Source organism: Dokdonia sp. 4H-3-7-5 (genome assembly GCF_000212355.1).
Taxonomy (GTDB): Bacteria; Bacteroidota; Bacteroidia; order Flavobacteriales; family Flavobacteriaceae; genus Dokdonia.
This window is the reverse complement of record NC_015496.1, coordinates 21,327-40,269: the sequence shown is the minus strand read 5'-3', so window position 1 is coordinate 40,269 and position 18,943 is coordinate 21,327. Positions and strand designations below refer to the sequence as shown.

Here is an 18,943-nt window from a genome sequence, read left to right as displayed (position 1 = left end):
AAATTTTTATAACCCTCCATTTGCTTGTAAATCTTGAATGCATAACGTGTCAAAATCGGGTAATGAATCTGTGTTGCTAGTATTAAAGATCGATGTTACAGTTTGAAAATACATTAAGCAGTCTTCTACATCACAATGTCTACCATTTTCTTCATCTTGATGATCTGATGTAAGCGGTGTTCCACCATTTACCAAGCCAAAAATATGACCAAACTCATGACGAATTGTTCCTGTCTCAATGGCTGTTCTATTTCCTGGGGTTATTGTGTTCTCACTTATGTCCATCAGAGTTTTTTCATAAATGACCATAGATGTGTTTCTATATGCTGTTCCTAATACGACAGAAGTATCAGTATCAGTAGGGTTGCTTTCATCAGAAAAGAATAACCATACACCCATCTCATCACCATTGTTAAAAACAGATCTATTAGCATCTTCTATGGCGACGATATCGTTTATGTCATAAGGACCCTCTTTATTTGTTGTAATTGTAGATTCTACAAGTGTAATGCCATCTGGTTTATTGAGTCTCTCTTCTAAAAATGGTATTAGTAAATTTATAGTGTTATTCGTTGGTCTAAAGCCTTCTGGATAGGCTATTTCTACTCGTACGCTAGTAAACTCGTCACTTGATAATAATTCATTTGCAGAGGTTCCTAGCGGTTGCTTATTAGCAGCATTTTCTACTGGATCAGATGATATGGTGGTAGGGTCATCATCATCACAACTTAAAACAAAAAGAAGTGATAGTATCAAAAATGCAAGCTGTTTCAATGATTTCATGTGTATTATGTTCTATATTTATGCTCTAAATTGAACAGCAAAAATGATGAAAAAATTATATATAGCGTTATTTCTACTTACTTCTTTATCTGGATATGCACAAGAGAAAACATATCACGAAGAAGTTCTAAGGTATTTTCAAGTGAATGGCACTGCAGATCAGTATAGTAATGCCACAAAAGGTCTTTTTGATTTATTAAAAAATCAATACGCGAGCAAGAATGTTCCAGACGCTGTGTGGAACGAATTAAAGACAGAAACACCTAAACAAGTAGATCGCATCTTAAATATGCTGGTTTCTGCTTACAGAGGAAGCTATAATCAAGAGGACATTCAGAATATGCTTGCTTTTTATGAAACGGGTGCAGGACGTCAAATGCTTACAGATAAAACAGCATTAGATTATGAGCAACAGAAAGAAGTAACGGTATTTTATAATACACCTACAGGACAAAAGATCTTAACTGTAGAGCCAGATATTGCTCAGAACATAGGAGAAATATCAGAAATCTGGAGTAGAGATTTATACAGAATGATGGTAGATAAACTTGCCGAGAAAGGATATACTATGTAAGCGTAAGTTTCGCTAGGTATTCATAATGATCACCTTCTAAAATGAGCTCACAATTGAGCTCATTTTTTTGTGCATACCATGCAAGTCTTTCATAGTCTAGATAGAGCCAGTCAAAGCTAGAGCTCTGCTCACCTTTATAGCTCATTGAGTACGTCACCTCACCATAGTAGTCACGATGTGTATCCATCCAGAATCCGCCATCTTCGTCCTCAAACATAAATGCGATATCTGATCCGTCTATAAGAATTTGCCCATCTTTATTGAGTAATGTTTTTAGGTGCTTTAGGTAATCGTCTATTTTTGATATTCGCTCAAAAATCCCTGTGCCATTCATGAGTAATAAAAGTGTGTCGTAGGTGTCTTTATGTTCTAAAATATTAGAGTGCACGGCATTTTTTAAACCACGCTTTCGCGAAAGCGTAACAGCTCCCTCACTAATATCTATTCCAGTAACATCAAGTCCTTGCTCTTGTAACCACAAACTATGACTACCCGCGCCACTACCTATGTCGAGGATAGTTCCCTTAGAAAGTGATAATGCTCGTTGTTCTATCACTGGCATTTCTTCAAAAGGCCTGAATAAATATGGAATAGGGATTATATCATCTTCTGCAATAGAGGAGTGCACTACGATATCTACTGTGTACTTGTTATCAATAAAATCTTGGAGGGCTGCCCCAAAAATATCTACCTCTTTTGCCATAGCTTTATGATTACCTTTGCGCCATGGAAGATTTTATTAAAGCCCTCCCGCAGCTGGCCAAAGATAAGCAGAATGAGAATAAAAAATTCTTTGCAAAGCTACGCAGTAAACCTCCAAAAAACTTGGACTACATCATGCAAGAATTGCACGAAGATGAGTTTGAAAGAACAGATTGTCTTACGTGTGCAAACTGTTGTAAGACAACGGGACCGCTCTTTACAGATAAGGATATCCAGCGTATATCAAAACACTTCCGCATGAAGGAATTTGACTTTATTAAAACGTATTTACGTATTGATGAAGAGAAGGATTACGTGCTACAAGAAACACCATGCACTTTTCTAGGAGCAGATAACTATTGTTCTATCTATGATGTGAGACCTAAGGCATGTAGAGAATTTCCACATACGGATAGAAAGAAATTTCAGCAAATTTCTAAGCTTACTATGGAAAACGTAAAGATGTGTCCAGCTGCTTTTAATATCGTAGAGGAGATGAAAAAGAGAATCAAAGTATAATTAACCTACTTAAAAGTGAAAGGCTGCGATATTTTAAAAACTCTTTGCCAGTTCAATACCTCCAAACACTGCAAGAATACCAAGAGCGAAACTTGCAATGGCATACAATGCAAATGTCATAAAATCTCCAGATTTTAGAAGTACGTGATTCTCATATGCAAAGGTAGAGAAAGTGGTAAAACCTCCACAAAAACCTGTTGCTAGTAATAATGTAGTGTTACTGTTAAGTGTGTTGTTTTTAAGGGCCCATCCTAGTATAATACCTATCAGCAAGCTACCTATAATGTTTGCCGCAAAGGTACCGTAAGGTATACCAGAACTAGGATCATTTATAAACTTCCCTAGAAGGTATCTTGCAATACTTCCAGTACCACCACCTATAAAAACGAGTATAAGAGTTTTCAAGAGAGCTTATTTTAAATCTTCAATTGGCACATAAATTTCTGTAATCCAATCTGCTGGGTTAGGATGATCTTGAGGATCTGTCACATAAACCTCAAAAGGCTTTTCATTGGAAAGTGTATATCCTTTGTCCTGCACATGTTTCATAGCAGTGCTCCATGCCTCTCCCAGATTTATATAATTACCCACTAGTGTAACTTTTACCGCAGTTACTGTAGGCATATATCCGCTAAAAACGTTTGTATCTCCAGCTACAATAATCTTCTCACGCACAGGTAATGCATTTGTCATAATAACATCACCATTAGGGAATGTCTCATTGTAAATAGTAAAAGGCATCCCAGTTACTGCAATATTATTTTCTGACATAAATGTAGAGATGCCGTTATAGTTTTGAGACATGATAGTAGGTACAGAAGGAGCTTTGGCAGAAGTAGTCCTGTATAGATAAAAGCCACCACTGTATTGCGTGATTCCATCTATATTAACGTTGTATTTTCCTATTTCTTCACGAGCAGCTGCTTCAAGACCAGTAAGCCCTTGCTCATACATTTCTTGCATATCTGCTTCAAAGTCCATTCCTGTAAAGGCAAAATATACTTTATCCATGAGCGTATGCTCACCTTTGATTCCCCATGTTGCTATGGTAGCAAGTTGTTCTGTAGTTTCAAATGTCCAGTACACCTCAGGTTTGCGTTCACCTCCTGGTGTTTGCAGCGTCATATCTTGTTTTAGTGAAATGCCAGGAACAGCTTCTGTAGTAGTCATGCTTCCGTCCACTTCACCTTGCCAGCTGTATGAAGCTCCTTCTCCAGATGTTTTATCAGCATAATTAAAAACCATAGTAGGCTCTTCCTTCTTCCAAGGACCCCATTCTTCCCATGTTTTGTACTCGTTTACAATATCGTAAACCACCTCTCTTGGCGCATTAATCTCTCTAGAGGCTTCTATTTGATAAGTGCCATCTTGAGTGCCAAAGTATATTGCTCCAGCAATAACAACAATAAGAATAACGAAGAGTAAAAATTTTAAAAATTTCATTGGTGATGGTTTGTTTTGCAGTAAAGATAACAAAATTCATCGTGTGGAATTTTGCTATATTTACGTGCACAAATTATTACATAACTTATGAGTCACAAAGGATTATACGCGCTAGCAATTGCAGCGATTCTCGCAGTAGGATGTGGAGAAGAAAATAAGGATGATAACGCTTTCGCGAAAGCGGAAACAACAACCGCAGATTTTGATTTTACAGTTGGCCAGTTTGCCGATATTAAGATATTACGTTACCAAATTCCAGGTTTTGAAGACCTAACACTTAAGGAGCAAAAGCTGGTGTATTACATGACACAAGCAGGACTTGCAGGTCGTGATATTATGTGGGCTCAAAACTACCGTCATAATCTTGAGATTAGGAATGCGTTAGAGACGATTTATACATCTGATAAAGTTGGAAAAACAGGAGAAGAGTGGGAGCAGTTTGAAACATTCATGAAGCGAGTATGGTTTGCAAATGGTATACACCACCATTATAGTAATGCTAAGATGAAGCCAGATTTTTCTCAAGATTACTTAAAGCAACTACTTGCTGAAAGTGGAGCAACACTAGAAGGTGAAGCTTTTGAAGTACTCTTTAATGATAAGGACAGCAAGAAAGTAAACCTAGCCAAAGATGTTGATATCGTTCTAGAAAGCGCGATTAACTTTTATGGACCAGATGTAACTACAGCAGAGGCAGAAGCATTTTATGATGCAATTAAAGTAGATGAAAATGAGCCTATAGAAAAAGGACTCAATACACGCCTTGTAAAAGAAAACGGTAAACTTGTAGAACAAGTTTACAAGAGTGGAGGATTATATGGCGAGGCTATAGATAATATAATCGGTTGGTTAGAAAAAGCACAAACCGTTGCCGAAAATGAGCAGCAAGGAAAAGCTTTAGGATTGCTTATTGAATATTACAAGACGGGAAGCCTTGATACTTGGGATGATTACTGTATCGCATGGGCAACCTCTACAGAAGGAAATATAGATTGGATTAACGGATTTATAGAAGTGTATAATGACCCTAAAGGGTATAAGGGTTCTTATGAGACTGTAGTTCAAATTAAAGATTTTGACATGTCAAAAAAGATGGCAGCACTATCTGTAGATGCACAGTGGTTTGAGGATAACTCACCATTAATGCCTGAGCATAAGAAGAAGGAAGTAAAAGGAGTTTCTTATAAGACAGTGATTGTAGCAGGAGAAGCTGGAGATGCCTCACCATCTACACCTATAGGTGTAAACTTGCCTAACAATAACTGGATACGCCAGACGCATGGTAGTAAATCGGTTTCTCTAGGTAACATAATCAATGCTTACAACAATGCTGGTGGATCTGGACGTCTTAAGGAGTTTGCACATGATGCAGAGGAAGTTGAGCTAGAAGAGCAATATGGTCAGCTGGGCGATAAGTTGCACACTGCTTTGCACGAAGTTGTAGGTCATGCTTCTGGACAGATTAACAAAGGAGTAGGAACTCCTAAGGAAACTCTTAAACGTTATAAGTCTACTATAGAAGAAGGTCGCGCAGATCTTTTTGGGCTGTATTACCTTATGGATCCAAAACTTCAAGAAATAGGACTGGTAGAAGACTGGGAAAAAACAGGAATGGCTGCATATGATGGTTATATCCGTAATGGTTTGATGACACAGCTTATACGTCTTGAATTAGGAGATAATGTAGAAGAAGCACACATGGTAAATCGCCAGTGGGTAAGTGCATGGGCTTTTGAGCGTGGTGCAAAAGAAAATGTTATTGAAAAAGTAACTCGTGATGGTAAGACCTACTTTAATATCACAGATTATACGAAGCTTCGTGCAATCTTTGGAGAATTACTAAGAGAGACGCAGCGTATTACTTCAGAGGGAGATTACGAAGCTGCAAAAGCTCTTGTTGAAAATTATGGGGTGATTGTAGATCAGGATATCCATAAGGAAGTGCTGGCTCGTAATAGCCAATTCAAAAGTGCTCCATACAGTGGTTTTGTAAACCCTGTAATCGTTCCGCAAATGGAAGGTGAGGAAATTACTGGCTTTACTATAGAACAACCAGAAAGCTTCGAAAATCAAATGCTTGACTATTCTAGCAAATACGGTCATTTAGATTAAGTATAATAAGTACGCTTTCGCGAAAGCGTAACACTCAAAACCTCCCATCCTTTTTTAAAGATAGGAGGTTTTTTTTATAATATAATATCAAAAAAAATCTCCACTACAATATCCTGCAGTGGAGATTTTAAATTGTTGGGTAAGATTTTTTTATAAGTCTCTTAGCACTCTACTTACAGCATGTATTACACCATTTGTAGCTTGTACATTTGTAGCGACAATTGGGTTTGCATCGCCATCTGGGTCGATGATTGCTGCAGGATCTGCTTGTATAGTTACATCTGCTCCTCCTAGTGGAGTAACTGCAGTACCATCAAGATCTGCAAGATCTTCTGCTCTTACATTTGCATTAGGAATCACATGCAGTTCTAAGGTCGCAGCGAGTGTCTCTGTAGGAATATCTGATAACATCTCTAACTCTAGGTCTGCTAGTAAATCTGCAAAAGCATCATTAGTAGGTGCAAATACAGTGAACGGTGCTGGTGATGTTCCAAAAGGCGTCTGCAATGCAGCTACGTATCCGAAAGATTCATCTGCAGTTAATGCTGCAACAAGTGTAGAAAAATTAGGATCTGCAGTAGCAAATGTCGTGATATCTGGAAGTCCTATTACGGTGTCAACTACATGAATCACACCATTTACAGTTACGATATCTGCTATAACTACATTTGAAGTTCCATTTAGTGTTACCCCACCATCTGTATTTACATAAAGGCTTATAGGCGCATCTTCATTTCCTTCAAAAGTAGCAGCTGTATTTACATATCCATTACTTAATGTAGTAGAAATTGCAACAGCTCCCGGTACCACGTGGTTTGATAATACTTGTGCGAGCACGCCATTATCCACATCTGCAAGTGTGTTATCACCTAAAAATGTTGCAAAGGCGTCATTAGTAGGCGCAAATACAGTAAAGTCTGCATCTGTATCACTTAATAAATCTGTAAAGGTTGTATTACCTTCATCTGTAAGAGCGGCAACTAGTGATGTTAATGCAGGATTTGTAGTTGCAAATGTTACTATGGTTGGTAAATCAATGACGGTATCTACAGCATGTATTACGCCGTTATCCGTTACGATATCAGCAGTTGTTACTGTAGATTGTCCATTAAGTACAACACCATCTGTGGTATCTACATATAGACTTATGTTTGCGTTAGAAGAAGGCTCGGTAGCCAAGTTACTTACGTAACCAGTTGATAGTTCGCTAGAAGTAACTGTCGAGTTTAGCACGTGATTTAACAGTACTTGTGTCAATACAGCGTCATCTACGTCCTCTAGAGCAGCTCCATTTAAAAATGTTTCAAAAGCTGCATTATCAGGCGCAAATACAGTAAATGTTCCGCTTCCCGCTAGTGTAGCATCAAGATTGGTGCGTTGTAAAGCGGCTAATAAAGAACTATAGTTTTCATTACCTGCTACAAAGTCTGCAATGGTGTTGCTTTCTCCTTCTATAATATTTCCATTATCGTCATCATCGTTACAAGAAATTGTAACTAATAGCGTTAAAGCAATAAACGCTAGTTTTGTAATACTCATTAGATTTTTCATAAAAATGTAGTTTTTGATTTTGTTTAACGTAAAATTAAAATGAGTAGACAAAATAATCTCCTAATAAATAGTTAAAATGTCAAGATTAACAATTGTTTTAATAATTATAATGGCTCAATATCAGCAGTTGAGCGTAGCACAAAGCTATAATCAATTTGATGAAGATGGTAAGCGCCACGGCCTATGGCAGAAAACTTTTGATAATGAAAAGCAATTGCGATATACTGGAGCTTTTAGTCATGGTCAAGAAGTAGGTACCTTCAATTTTTATGATAGTAAAGGAGGTCATCCCACTGCTGTAAAAGTATATACGCCAGATTCACCTTATATAGACGTAACCTTTTTTACAACCGATGGAAAGATGGTAAGTAAAGGGAAGATGAATAAGAGAGAACGCATAGGAGAGTGGTTGTCATATCATCAAGATGGAAGATCAGTAATGATAAAAGAGAATTATGAAAACGGCAAATTAGAAGGAGAACGATCTGTTTACTTCATAAATGGCGTCCTTGCGCAACAAGAATTTTATAAGAAAGGTTTAAAAGAAGGGAAAGCCACTTATTACTCAGAAGAAAAGAAAGTACTTAAAGAATTACAATATGTAAATGACAAACTAGAAGGGGCAGTACGATTATACAATGGTTTTGGACAACTAGAAGTAGAGGGCTTTTACAAGAATAATCGTAAACACGGTCTCTGGAAGTATTATAAAGGTGAAAAAGTGGATAAAGAGATTAAATATCCCCGTAACAAGATAGGAGTTCAGTAATCTTAGTGTAAGTTTTCTCTATAAATATCAACTACTTCTTATGTAAAAAAATGCACTCTTATTGTGTAAATTTGCATCCTCAATTATGAGCTAGAATTATAGCTCTTACAATAGCAAAGTGAAGCAATTTTAAGCTGATGTTTTGCAAACATATATTAGAAAATGAAAACGGTAGTAGTAGGTCTTAGTGGTGGAGTAGATAGTAGTGTGACGGCTCACTTATTAAAGGAGCAAGGATATAACGTGATAGGTCTTTTTATGAAGAACTGGCACGACGATTCTGTAACGATATCTGATGAGTGCCCGTGGCTAGATGATAGCAATGACGCAATGCTTGTTGCCGAAAAATTGGGAATTCCTTTTCAGACAGTAGACTTAAGCGAGCAATACAGAGAACGTATTGTAAATTACATGTTTAAAGAATATGAGATGGGACGCACCCCTAATCCCGATGTCCTTTGTAATCGCGAGATTAAGTTTGATGTGTTTATGAAAATTGCACTTTCTCTCGGAGCAGATTATGTAGCGACAGGACATTACTGTCAAAAGACTTCGATTGAAGTAGACGGTAAGACAATGTATCAGCTTAAAGCCGGAGCAGACGATAATAAAGATCAATCATATTTTTTATGCCAACTATCACAAGAGCAATTGGCAAAGACATTATTTCCTATAGGTCATTTACAAAAACCTAAGGTGCGCGAGATTGCCTTAGAGCAAGATCTCGTAACTGCTGGGAAGAAAGATTCTCAAGGACTTTGTTTTATAGGGAAGGTACGATTACCAGACTTTTTACAACAACAATTAAAACCCAAGGAAGGTGTGATTGTTGAGGTGATGGAAGATACTATTCCTGAAGTTGCAGGTGGTATGGAGGCTAGTAACGCTTTCGCGAAAGCGGACTTAGAAAACCTAGTAAAAAAACCAACATATAGCGTTGCCGAAGGAAAGGTGGTAGGAAAGCACCAAGGAGCACATTACTTTACAATTGGCCAGCGCAAGGGACTCGCAGTAGGCGGAACCGTAGAGCCACTTTTTGTAATAGATACCGACGTAGATGAAAACGTGATTTACACAGGTCAAGGAAAAAATCACAGAGGATTATACCGCAAAGGTCTCTTTGTAAAAGAAGAAGAAATACACTGGATACGTGAAGACCTTACACTTGCTGTAGACGAAACGATGGAGGTTGAGGCAAGAATACGCTATAGACAACCACTAGAAAAAGCTACTCTTTATAGAGTGGAAGGTGGCATGTATGTAATTTTTGACAATCCTCAAACCGCAATTGCCGAAGGTCAGTTTGTGGCATGGCATCATGGAGAAGAGTGCTTAGGTTCTGGAGTTATTTCGTAACTTACGTACTCATCTTACGGAGCTTAGCTTAACTTCTTGCTTATGAATATAAAACTACTTCTAGTACTCCTACTTATGACGGCTTATGGAAATGCCCAGCAGGATGCTTGGGTATTTTTTGTAGATAAAGAAAACGTTGCGGCAAGCCTTGATAATCCTATTTCTATACTCACACAAGATGCGCTAGACCGAAAAGAACTACACGGTGTAGCTATAGATGAACGTGATGTGCCCGTAAATGAAAATTATATCACTCAAATTAAATCTGAGCCTGGTATAACTGTATTAGCAAAATCAAAGTGGATGAACTGTGTCCACGTAAGGGGTTCACTAGCGCAAATTGAAGCTTTAGAAGCATTGCAAATTGTAGATTATATAGAGTATGCAGATCGAAGTATAACAAGACAAGCCACTCCATTTGAGTTTTTAAAAGGTGATCCTTTACCTCCACAATCACGAGTTACATTTAATTACGGAGCAACAGATAATCAAGTGACTATGCTCTCTGTAGATGAGTTGCATGAACAAGATTTTACGGGCGCAGGAATGGTAATTGCAATTATGGATTCTGGTTTCCCAGGAGTTAATAATAATGAAGGATTCTCACGATTGAGAAATGCAGGAAACTTGCTAGATGGTTATGATTTTGTGGGGAGAAATAACGATGAGTTTGAATTTTCAAACAGTAGCCACGGCACTAGAGTAGCAAGTGACATTGTAGGTTTTATAGAAAATCAATTTGTAGGCACAGCTCCAGATGCTGCTATTTACTGTTTTAGAACAGAAGATGTGGCAAGTGAGAATCCAGTAGAAGAATCTTATTGGGTGGAAGCTGCAGAAAGAGCAGATAGTCTAGGAGTAGATGTAATAAATACATCACTAGGATATAGAACTTTTGATAATTCTAATTATGACTACAGCTACGATGACATGGATGGTGAGACTACTTTCATTTCTAGAGGCGCTACACTTGCTTTTGAAAAAGGAATGCTCGTGGTTACTAGTGCTGGAAATAGTGGTACAGGAATGATAAGCGCGCCGGCAGATGCTGTAGGTTCATTTACAGTAGGTGCCGTAAATGCTAGTGGTAATTATGCTAGTTTTAGTAGTATAGGACCGTCAAGTGATGGTAGGATTAAACCAGATGTAGTCGCAAAGGGAGCGGGTAGTGCAGTTATAGATCAAAACGATAATATTACAACAAATAATGGTACGAGCTTTAGTTCGCCAATAATGGCTGGAGCAATAGCTAGCTTTTGGCAGGCAAATCCAGAGCTTACAAATGCCGTTATGATGCAGCTCGTTCGGGAGAGTGCTAGTATTTATGATAATCCTACTGTGCAGTTGGGGTATGGCATACCAGATTTTGGCGCAGCATTAGAAGAGGTTTTGAGTACCTCAGCGCTTTATGAAGTTCAAGAGTTTAAAGACTATCAAATTTTACCTAACCCAGCATCTGAGATGGCAGTATTAGTATTGCCAAAGGAAGTTACTCAAGTTGAGGTTACTATTTTTGATATTTTAGGCAAGAAGATCACGAGCAAACGTATGTCTCAACAAGTAAATGCACTTCCTATCTCAACACTTAAAAAAGGAGTTTATCTCATACAAATTAACGATGGAAACTCAATCGTTACTCAAAAATTTATAAAAGCATAATGAATAGAATTACATCCCTATTTAACGTTAAGTACCCGCTAGTACAAGGTGGAATGATTTGGAATTCCGGCTGGCGTCTTGCAAGTGCTGTGAGTAATGCTGGAGGTCTAGGGTTAATAGGAGCAGCTTCTATGTATCCAGAGGTACTAGTGGAGCACGTTGAGAAATGTAAAAAAGCTACTAATAAGCCTTTTGGGGTAAATATACCTATGTTATATCCTAACATAGAAGAGCACATGAAAACGGTAGTAGACTACAAAGTTCCTATTGTTTTTACCAGCGCTGGTAATCCAAAGCTGTGGACTAAAGAATTAAAGAAGCACGGAATAAAAGTGGTGCATGTTGTAAGTAGTGTAAAGTTTGCCTTAAAATCACAAGAAGCAGGAGTAGATGCAGTGGTTGCTGAAGGTTTTGAAGCTGGTGGTCACAATGGAAGAGAGGAGACTACAACATTCACGCTGATACCAATGGTTAAAGAAAAATTAGAGATTCCTCTTATTGCGGCTGGTGGTATTGCAACAGGTAGAGGTATGCTTGCAGCAATGACATTAGGCGCAGATGGTGTGCAAGTAGGAAGTCGTTTTGCAGCAAGTGAAGAATCTAGTGCTCATCAATTATTTAAACAAGCTATAGTTGATACTCAGGAAGGAGATACCATATTAACACTTAAGGAACTTGCGCCTGTAAGACTCATAAAAAACAAATTTTATGAGCAGGTAGCAGAATTATATACTACGGCACCATCAAAGGAGCAGTTGTCACAATTATTAGGACGTGCACGTGCAAAACGCGGTATGTTTGAGGGAGATCTTGAGGATGGCGAACTAGAAATAGGTCAGATTTCTGGACTTATACATGATATTAAGCCAGCAGGGCAAATAGTCTCAGATATGATAACAGAATATACGCAAGCAAAGAACGCTTTAATCAATTTTGATAACTGGTAGCTTTGTCTAAACGAACTAAAAAAAAACGCTCTGGTTTACCAGAGCGTTTTTTGATTTATAGTAAATTAGAGTAGAGTCTAGCTACTCTTTTTTACGTATTGAGTAACGATAACTACCTGTTGGCCTTGTATACGCCCTTCTATGTGTTCAGGATTGTCATGTACAAGATTTATATTACGCATAAACTCTCCACGCTTTGCAGTGAAGTTGGCTCCTTTTACATCTAGATCTTTAATGAGCACTACGCTATCACCGTTAGCCAACCTCGTTCCATTGGAGTCTTTATGAATAATCGTGTTTTCATCTTCTTCTATGTGCTCTCCTGTAGCTTTTGCCCACTCTAACGTTACTTCTTCTAGATACATCATGTCGAGAAGATCTTGTGGCCATCCTTCTTTGCGTAGTCTTGTAAGCATACGCCACGCTACAACTTGTACTGCAGGTTCTGTGCTCCACATGCTATCATTAAGACATCTCCAGTGGTTTACATCTACTTCCTCTGGATTATTGATCTGGTTAATACATGTTTTACAGGCTAGAATATCATCTTCTCTTGGTTCCACGATAAATGGAGAAAGATCGTATTCATTGCTGCATAGTTCGCAAATAGTGGTGCGTTTATTAAGTTCTCTTAAGCTCACAGTACTCGATTTATAGGTTGTAAAAGCAAATTAATTTGCTGTCAATTTAAGGCATTGCCTTGATAGTGCTGCGAAGTAACAAAATTTACATCTAAGGTGCTTTATTCCCTGCGCTCTTTTTCTTGTTTATAAAACTCACGACCTAGTTGCGCGAGAAAGGGGATACCTATATTTTCATACTCGTAGGTATCATCATTGAAAATTGCGTTCTCATTTACTAAAATAGTTGCAGAGAGTATAAAGCGTATGTCATTCTCTGTGTCAACAATGTATGCAGTCTCTGTGAGCGTTCCATATGCATACCCCACTTTATTATAAATTTTGATATTACTAGGCATAGGATTTTTTGAATCTCCATATATGAAAAACTTGACATAACTGTCATAATACGCTGGCGAGGTATATTTTGACTCTCTAGGTAATGCCTTCATTGACGATAGTAAACGAGTTCTACTTTCTTCGGAGAGGTCAAATCGTTCTGCTGCGGGAAAGACTTCTGGGGCTATAAGCTTTTTGATTAGTACATGCTGCTCTTTAAGCGGGAAGTAGTTTTTCTTACTAAAATTCATTGGAGATTCTTCAAAAACCCCATCTTCTATATATCCTTTGCCTTTGTCGGTACCTTCTATGGTAATTGGTGTGATGTCGCTATCTGTTTGATTTTTTAATTCAATTACGTCTTCTGTATATCCTGGAAAGAATTGAATGTTGCTCCTGCTAGCTTTATCAGCATTTTGCGTAGATAATCTATGGGCGACACGGGTGTTGTTTAGTCCTTTTTCGCGTAAGCGGTTATTAATATAATCTCTACCTAAAATCTCATAAAGCCTGTTGTAGGAATCATTATCACTTACTGCAAAAATCTGTCTAATATCGTCAGACACTGTATGCAAGTTGTCGCCATCACCTATAATATATGGTGTGTCAAGATGTAGGTTCTCACGTACATCCATGAACTCTGCAGCTAGTAGTGCTACAGGGAATTTTACCGTGCTTGCAGGGTAAAAATATTGGTTACTATCTACGTTATACTCATAATCTGTAAATACCATCTCACCAGTATTAGACGTATCGATTTGTGTATACAGTATTTGTACTTCGTGTTTTTTAATATCGCTTACAACGGTTTTTATAAGCTCATTTTTTGAGCTTAATGATGTCTCGATAGGATTGCTACAACTTGCAAATATTACTGCTATAAATACCCAATATTTCATAGTATAAATGTACTCAGTATTCATAAAAAAGACCAGCTGTTTGCTGGTCTTTGTGATAGTTTTAAGTGTAGTTATTCTTTAAGAATAACTTGGTTACTTATGAGATCTTCAAAGGTTTCTCGTTTACGTATTAAATGCGCTTCGCCATTTTTGATCAACACCTCTGCAGGTCTGTAGCGACTGTTATAATTGCTTGCCATCGTAAAGCAATATGCACCTGCATTATCAAAGGCAAGAATATCACCTTCAGAAATTTCTGAGATACGACGGTTATTTGCAAAAGTATCTGTCTCACAGATATATCCTACAACACTGTAAAAACGTTCTCTCCCTTTTGGGTTACTTATATTTCGTATTTCATGCTGGCTTCCGTAAAGCATAGGTCGTATTAAGTGGTTAAACCCACTATCTACTTGAGCAAACACTGTTGAGGTCGTTTGTTTTACCACATTTACTTGTACAAGAAATTTACCTGCTTCGCTCACAAGGAATTTACCAGGTTCAAAGGTAAGAGTGAGGGGTTTTCCGTACGATTTCGCGAAAGCGTTAAAACGTTTACCTAATTTCTCTCCTAGTTCCTCTATGTTAGTCTCAATGTCTCCTTCTTTATAGGGTACTTTAAAACCGCTACCGAAGTCAATAAAAGTAAGGTCGCTGAATTTTTGTGCAGCATCAAATAATATTTCTGTAGCATATACAAATACATCAATATCGAGAATGTCACTTCCAGTGTGCATGTGAATTCCATTGATATTCATTCCGGTATTTTCCACAATACGTAGTACATGTGGTAGCTGGTGAATACTAATCCCAAATTTACTATCGATGTGTCCTACAGAAATGTTAGTGTTTCCACCAGCCATTACGTGAGGATTTACACGGATACACACAGGTATTTGAGGATGCTTCGTCCCAAACTGTTCTAGTATAGAAAGGTTGTCTATATTGATTTGAACACCCATTTGTGCTACTTCCTCTATCTCTGCAAGCGATACGCCATTGGGTGTAAAGATGATGCGATCTGGAGTAAAGCCAGCAAGAAGGCCTAGTTGTACTTCTTGAATAGAAACAGTGTCTAGTCCAGAACCCAAGCTCTTTAAATGCTGTAATATAGAAATGTTGCTTAAAGCTTTTACGGCATAGTTAAGTCTTAACTGTTTTACATCCTTAAATGCATTAGTAAGTCTATTATATTGTGCGGTAATAGTCTCTGCATCATATACATAAACTGGACTTCCGTGGGTGTTGACCACGTTTAAAAGATCTCTGTTTTTCATCTTAACGTATTTAAAGCAAAATTAGAAGAGTTTTGTAAATTCATAAGATACAATGTCTATAAATGTTGAACAATAAGGTTAAAAATTGTTCATTATATAACAGTAAGTAGAAGCTTTTGTATTTTTCATAGCCAAAATTAAGTTATGACTACAGCAATACTCCCCATGTTCCCGCTAGAAATGGTTGCTTTCCCAGGTGAGCCGCTCAATTTACATGTGTTTGAAGATAGGTACCAGCAATTACTACAAGATTGTGAATCTGGAGGAATCACCTTTGGTATTCCCACTTATATAAATAATAGTCTTGCCTATGGCACAGAAATGGAAGTTACACAGGTGGTAAAACGATATCCTTCTGGAGCTGCAGATATTATCTGTAAAGGTTTAAGGGTTTTTAAGCTTATTAATTTTTATAATACGCTAGGAGAACGATTATATGCTGGAGGAGAGGTTACATTTATAGAAGAGCGTCAAGAGTCAACATCCTCACTTAAAATAAGGTTTATCACATTGCTAGCTGATTTTTACGATGAGCTTGATATGAAAACTCCAGAAATCAACGAGAACACCATACGAAGTTTTACATTTGCTCATAAGATGGGGTTGACTTTAGAACAAGAGTATGAGTTATTGAAAATATCTTCCGAGAATAATAGGTTACAATATCTCATAGAGCACCTAGAGATAGCGTTGCCTACACTAAAGTCTGTAAATAGAACAAAACGACTCATAGCTCTTAATGGTCATTTTAAAAACTTTGATCCTTTGGACTTTGATGATTATACTACTCAATAGTTAATATAAGAGTTAGTTTATTCAATTATCGTTAAATTGATTGCGAAATCCTCAATAATTGATAAGTTGTTGAGGATTTTTAATGTAAAAATGTGGGGTGATTTGTCTATTTTGGTTGATGATTGTTAAAAAAATCATTAGTAATACTTATCCTACAAAATTTTAATCTATTGTTGGTCAAGGCGTTAATGCCCTATAAAGGATTTCCTTTATCACTTTGTGGATATTTAGGTGTTTAATATGTTGATTTGATAAAAATGTTTACGAAAACGTTGTAGTGTTGTATTTAATGTATTTGTTATGTTAAAATAAGTTAATTTTGGGCGAAACGTTAACCCTTAATTAAACAATCCAAATGAAAAATCAATTCAAATTTAGTGCAATGGCTATCGCTTTGATGGCTATAACGTTCACATCATGTGAAAAAGAAACAGAAGAAGCTATCGAGAACGACTTAGTAACCGAAGAGTTTGTAGCTGACACTAGAGAGGCTGTAACAGATGCAGGTGTTCTAGGCAAAATTAGAGAAGATCTTAAGCTTGATGCAGGTGCAGTAACAAAAGGGGATTTTCATCTTCCTGATGGTACAGTACAGCAACGTATTTACATAGGTGAAGATATTGTTGTGACAGCAAAGGAGCTCGATGAAATGACAGTAAACCAAGATACAAGACAGTTTAGAACAAACAACCTTGTGACTGGAGCAAACAGAACCATAGATATCATAGGATATACTGGTAATGACAACTTCGGACTTTCTACAAAAGGGCGTACTGCATTAGAGTGGGCTGTAGCAAACTTTAACCGTATTTCTGGTTCTGCTTTACGCTTCCGTCTTACTTTTGGGACTAACTTCAATAACAGTGATATGGTAGTGTATGATAACACTGCAAATAATCCTGGTCAAAGTGGAGGTGTAGCTGGTTTTCCAAGTGCACAAGGACTTCCTAACAAGTTTGTACAGATTTATGGTCTTGAGGGATCATCTACAAACGTAAATGAGCACGTAATTACACACGAGATAGGTCACTCTATAGGTTTCCGTCACTCTGATTACTATGATCGCGCGAGCTGTGGAAGCGGTGGAGGTGAGTCTGCTGGATCTACAGGAGCAATACAATTACCTGGAACTCCAACAAGAGATTTTGATTCTATCATGCAAGCTTGTTTCTCAAACAATGAGGATGGTGAGTTTAGCTCAAATGACGTAACAGCTTTAAGAGCTATGTACTAATAATTATAGTTTACCCACACTATAGTTTTATATGTAAACACCTCGTCTTTAAAAGGCGAGGTGTTTTTTATGTAACGCTTTCGCGAAAATGTGATAGCACTATTTTACTTCTTCACGCCCATCTGCATGTAGAGCAAAACGACCGCGCTCTTTGGGATGTGTGTGATCATAAGAACTCCAAGGCCAGCCACCAAAAGCGGTCTTTCTAAATTCGGAAATGGCTTCATGAATTTCTTGAGGGCTATTCATTACAAAAGGTCCTTGCTGAACTACTGGCTCATTGATAGGTTTTCCTTGTAATAGTAAGAAACTTGCAGTGGTGTTACCATTTTTTATCTCTATTACTTGATCACTAAAAAGATCAATACTGTGATTTACCGATATCTGATTGCCCTCTATAGTGACCTTTTCTCCGCTATAAAAATATAAAGATCTATTTAGCTGTGCAGCTGCCGAAGGTAATTTCCAGACAGCGCTTGGTTCCATAGTAATGAGCCAGATGGCTACGTGATTACTAGCATCCATAGCCCAAGAATCTGGAGCAGCTACGGGAGCTTCTATATTATTGTAATCTCCAGATATGAGTTTTATGCTTGTGCTTTTTCCATTGTTATCTTGTAAGTTATGAATAGGAATGTCTTCATTCCATAGCATTTTGAAATGCGGAGCGACCAGCTTATTCTTTTTAGGAAGGTTGAGCCAGAGTTGAAATAATAACAGCGGATTTTCTTTATCATCATTCAGTAGCGGAAACATCTCGCTATGCTGTACGCCTTTACCAGCGGTCATCCACTGTACATCTCCATTTCCAAAACGCCCAGCAGCTCCTAGAGAATCACTATGGTCTGCGAGACCTCGCTCTACAATAGTTACAGTCTCAAAACCGCGATGAGGATGCGCAGGAAATCCTGGTACTGTAGTGCCGTGATACATATTCCATCCCTCTGCGTTGGGTTCAAAATCCATTCCTAGATTACGACCTTGTAGTGATGCAGCTGGACCTAGCTGCTCATTACCTTTCGGGTAATTATCTAGATGATATGCACAAAAAAGAAAAGGATCTTGTGTTTCCCACTGAAAACCGAGTTGTTTAATTTTTTTAATTGCTGTCATAGGTGTTTCGTTTTTACATAGCATTACAAAGGTATGAATGAATGTTCTGCATTGTTAGCTACAATAGAATTTCAAATTTAATTAGAGATGTATGTAAATCTGATGTGAGGTCATAATTTCCTTAAGGGCAGGGTATTCAATTTTATTTTTTTTACGTTTTTAACGTACTGTTTTAGACTGTTAAAATCCTTTTCACAACTCTATATAATTAACAAAGATTTCTGACGTTATGCTTAGGGAAGAAACTTAAC

The 18,943-nt window shown here is 37.6% G+C and carries 18 protein-coding genes; 9 read left to right on the top strand and 9 right to left on the bottom strand.

Going from position 1 to position 18,943, the window contains the following annotated elements; all coding sequences use genetic code 11:
* Window positions 1–6: 6 nt before the first annotated feature.
* Window positions 7–783, bottom strand: coding sequence for a hypothetical protein (locus tag KRODI_RS00170; protein WP_013749533.1), 777 nt, complete (start codon window positions 781–783; stop codon window positions 7–9).
* Window positions 784–826: 43 nt separating this feature from the next.
* Between KRODI_RS00170 and KRODI_RS00165 the strand changes: the two genes are divergently transcribed.
* A complete protein-coding gene (locus KRODI_RS00165) occupies window positions 827–1,357 on the top strand; it encodes a DUF2059 domain-containing protein (RefSeq protein WP_013749532.1) in 531 nt (176 codons plus the stop codon).
* Here the strand turns inward: KRODI_RS00165 and KRODI_RS00160 are convergent.
* Window positions 1,350–2,060: a class I SAM-dependent methyltransferase gene (locus KRODI_RS00160; RefSeq protein ID WP_013749531.1), complete on the bottom strand. Its 711-nt coding sequence runs from the start codon at window positions 2,058–2,060 to the stop codon at window positions 1,350–1,352. The two genes, KRODI_RS00165 and KRODI_RS00160, sit on opposite strands and share 8 nt — an antisense overlap.
* Before the next feature lie 23 nt (window positions 2,061–2,083).
* Between KRODI_RS00160 and KRODI_RS00155 the strand changes: the two genes are divergently transcribed.
* The gene (locus KRODI_RS00155; protein WP_013749530.1) at window positions 2,084–2,578 is read left to right on the top strand and encodes a YkgJ family cysteine cluster protein; all 495 of its coding nucleotides are present in this window, start codon (window positions 2,084–2,086) and stop codon (window positions 2,576–2,578) included.
* A 33-nt stretch (window positions 2,579–2,611) separates the two neighbouring features.
* Here the strand turns inward: KRODI_RS00155 and crcB are convergent, their stop codons facing one another.
* Both crcB and KRODI_RS00145 read right to left on the bottom strand, forming a co-directional pair.
* Window positions 2,612–2,983 (bottom strand): fluoride efflux transporter CrcB, encoded by a 372-nt coding sequence (gene crcB / locus KRODI_RS00150; protein WP_013749529.1) that lies wholly within the window; start codon window positions 2,981–2,983, stop codon window positions 2,612–2,614.
* 6 nt (window positions 2,984–2,989) lie between these two features.
* Window positions 2,990–4,021, bottom strand: coding sequence for an SRPBCC family protein (locus KRODI_RS00145; protein WP_013749528.1), 1,032 nt, complete (start codon window positions 4,019–4,021; stop codon window positions 2,990–2,992).
* An 87-nt stretch (window positions 4,022–4,108) separates the two neighbouring features.
* Between KRODI_RS00145 and KRODI_RS00140 the strand changes: the two genes are divergently transcribed.
* Entirely contained in the window at window positions 4,109–6,133 is a 2,025-nt protein-coding gene (locus KRODI_RS00140; protein ID WP_013749527.1) for a dipeptidyl-peptidase 3 family protein, read from the top strand.
* A gap of 150 nt (window positions 6,134–6,283) precedes the next feature.
* Here KRODI_RS00140 and KRODI_RS00135 read toward each other — a convergent pair whose 3' ends face one another.
* Window positions 6,284–7,684 carry a fasciclin domain-containing protein gene (locus KRODI_RS00135; RefSeq protein WP_013749526.1) on the bottom strand — a complete coding sequence of 467 codons (1,401 nt, stop codon included), beginning with the start codon at window positions 7,682–7,684 and terminating at the stop codon, window positions 6,284–6,286.
* 76 nt (window positions 7,685–7,760) lie between these two features.
* On the opposite strand from KRODI_RS00135, the gene KRODI_RS00130 reads away from it, so the two are divergent.
* From KRODI_RS00130 to KRODI_RS00115, 4 genes are all read left to right on the top strand, one after another.
* A complete protein-coding gene (locus KRODI_RS00130) occupies window positions 7,761–8,453 on the top strand; it encodes a toxin-antitoxin system YwqK family antitoxin (RefSeq protein ID WP_013749525.1) in 693 nt (230 codons plus the stop codon).
* A gap of 162 nt (window positions 8,454–8,615) precedes the next feature.
* A complete protein-coding gene (gene mnmA, locus KRODI_RS00125; RefSeq protein WP_013749524.1) occupies window positions 8,616–9,809 on the top strand; it encodes a tRNA 2-thiouridine(34) synthase MnmA in 1,194 nt (397 codons plus the stop codon).
* A gap of 42 nt (window positions 9,810–9,851) precedes the next feature.
* Window positions 9,852–11,468: a S8 family serine peptidase gene (locus KRODI_RS00120; RefSeq protein ID WP_041295565.1), complete on the top strand. Its 1,617-nt coding sequence runs from the start codon at window positions 9,852–9,854 to the stop codon at window positions 11,466–11,468.
* A complete protein-coding gene (locus KRODI_RS00115) occupies window positions 11,468–12,415 on the top strand; it encodes an NAD(P)H-dependent flavin oxidoreductase (protein ID WP_013749522.1) in 948 nt (315 codons plus the stop codon). The genes KRODI_RS00120 and KRODI_RS00115 overlap by 1 nt, the downstream gene beginning before the upstream one ends.
* 77 nt (window positions 12,416–12,492) lie before the next feature.
* On the opposite strand, the gene KRODI_RS00110 is transcribed toward KRODI_RS00115, so the two are convergent.
* From KRODI_RS00110 to lysA, 3 genes are all read right to left on the bottom strand, one after another.
* Window positions 12,493–13,056, bottom strand: coding sequence for a PhnA domain-containing protein (locus KRODI_RS00110; protein ID WP_013749521.1), 564 nt, complete (start codon window positions 13,054–13,056; stop codon window positions 12,493–12,495).
* A 101-nt stretch (window positions 13,057–13,157) separates the two neighbouring features.
* Complete coding sequence (locus KRODI_RS00105; RefSeq protein WP_041295741.1) at window positions 13,158–14,273, bottom strand: serine hydrolase; 1,116 nt, start codon at window positions 14,271–14,273, stop codon at window positions 13,158–13,160.
* Window positions 14,274–14,344: 71 nt separating this feature from the next.
* Entirely contained in the window at window positions 14,345–15,550 is a 1,206-nt protein-coding gene (gene lysA, locus KRODI_RS00100; protein WP_013749519.1) for a diaminopimelate decarboxylase, read from the bottom strand.
* A 144-nt stretch (window positions 15,551–15,694) separates the two neighbouring features.
* On the opposite strand from lysA, the gene KRODI_RS00095 reads away from it, so the two are divergent.
* Window positions 15,695–16,345, top strand: a complete 651-nt coding sequence (locus KRODI_RS00095; RefSeq protein ID WP_013749518.1) for an LON peptidase substrate-binding domain-containing protein — start codon at window positions 15,695–15,697, stop codon at window positions 16,343–16,345.
* A 355-nt stretch (window positions 16,346–16,700) separates the two neighbouring features.
* Entirely contained in the window at window positions 16,701–17,579 is an 879-nt protein-coding gene (locus KRODI_RS00090) for a zinc-dependent metalloprotease (protein WP_013749517.1), read from the top strand.
* Window positions 17,580–17,678: 99 nt separating this feature from the next.
* On the opposite strand, the gene KRODI_RS00085 is transcribed toward KRODI_RS00090, so the two are convergent.
* Window positions 17,679–18,692: a pirin family protein gene (locus tag KRODI_RS00085; protein ID WP_013749516.1), complete on the bottom strand. Its 1,014-nt coding sequence runs from the start codon at window positions 18,690–18,692 to the stop codon at window positions 17,679–17,681.
* Window positions 18,693–18,943: the final 251 nt, after the last annotated feature.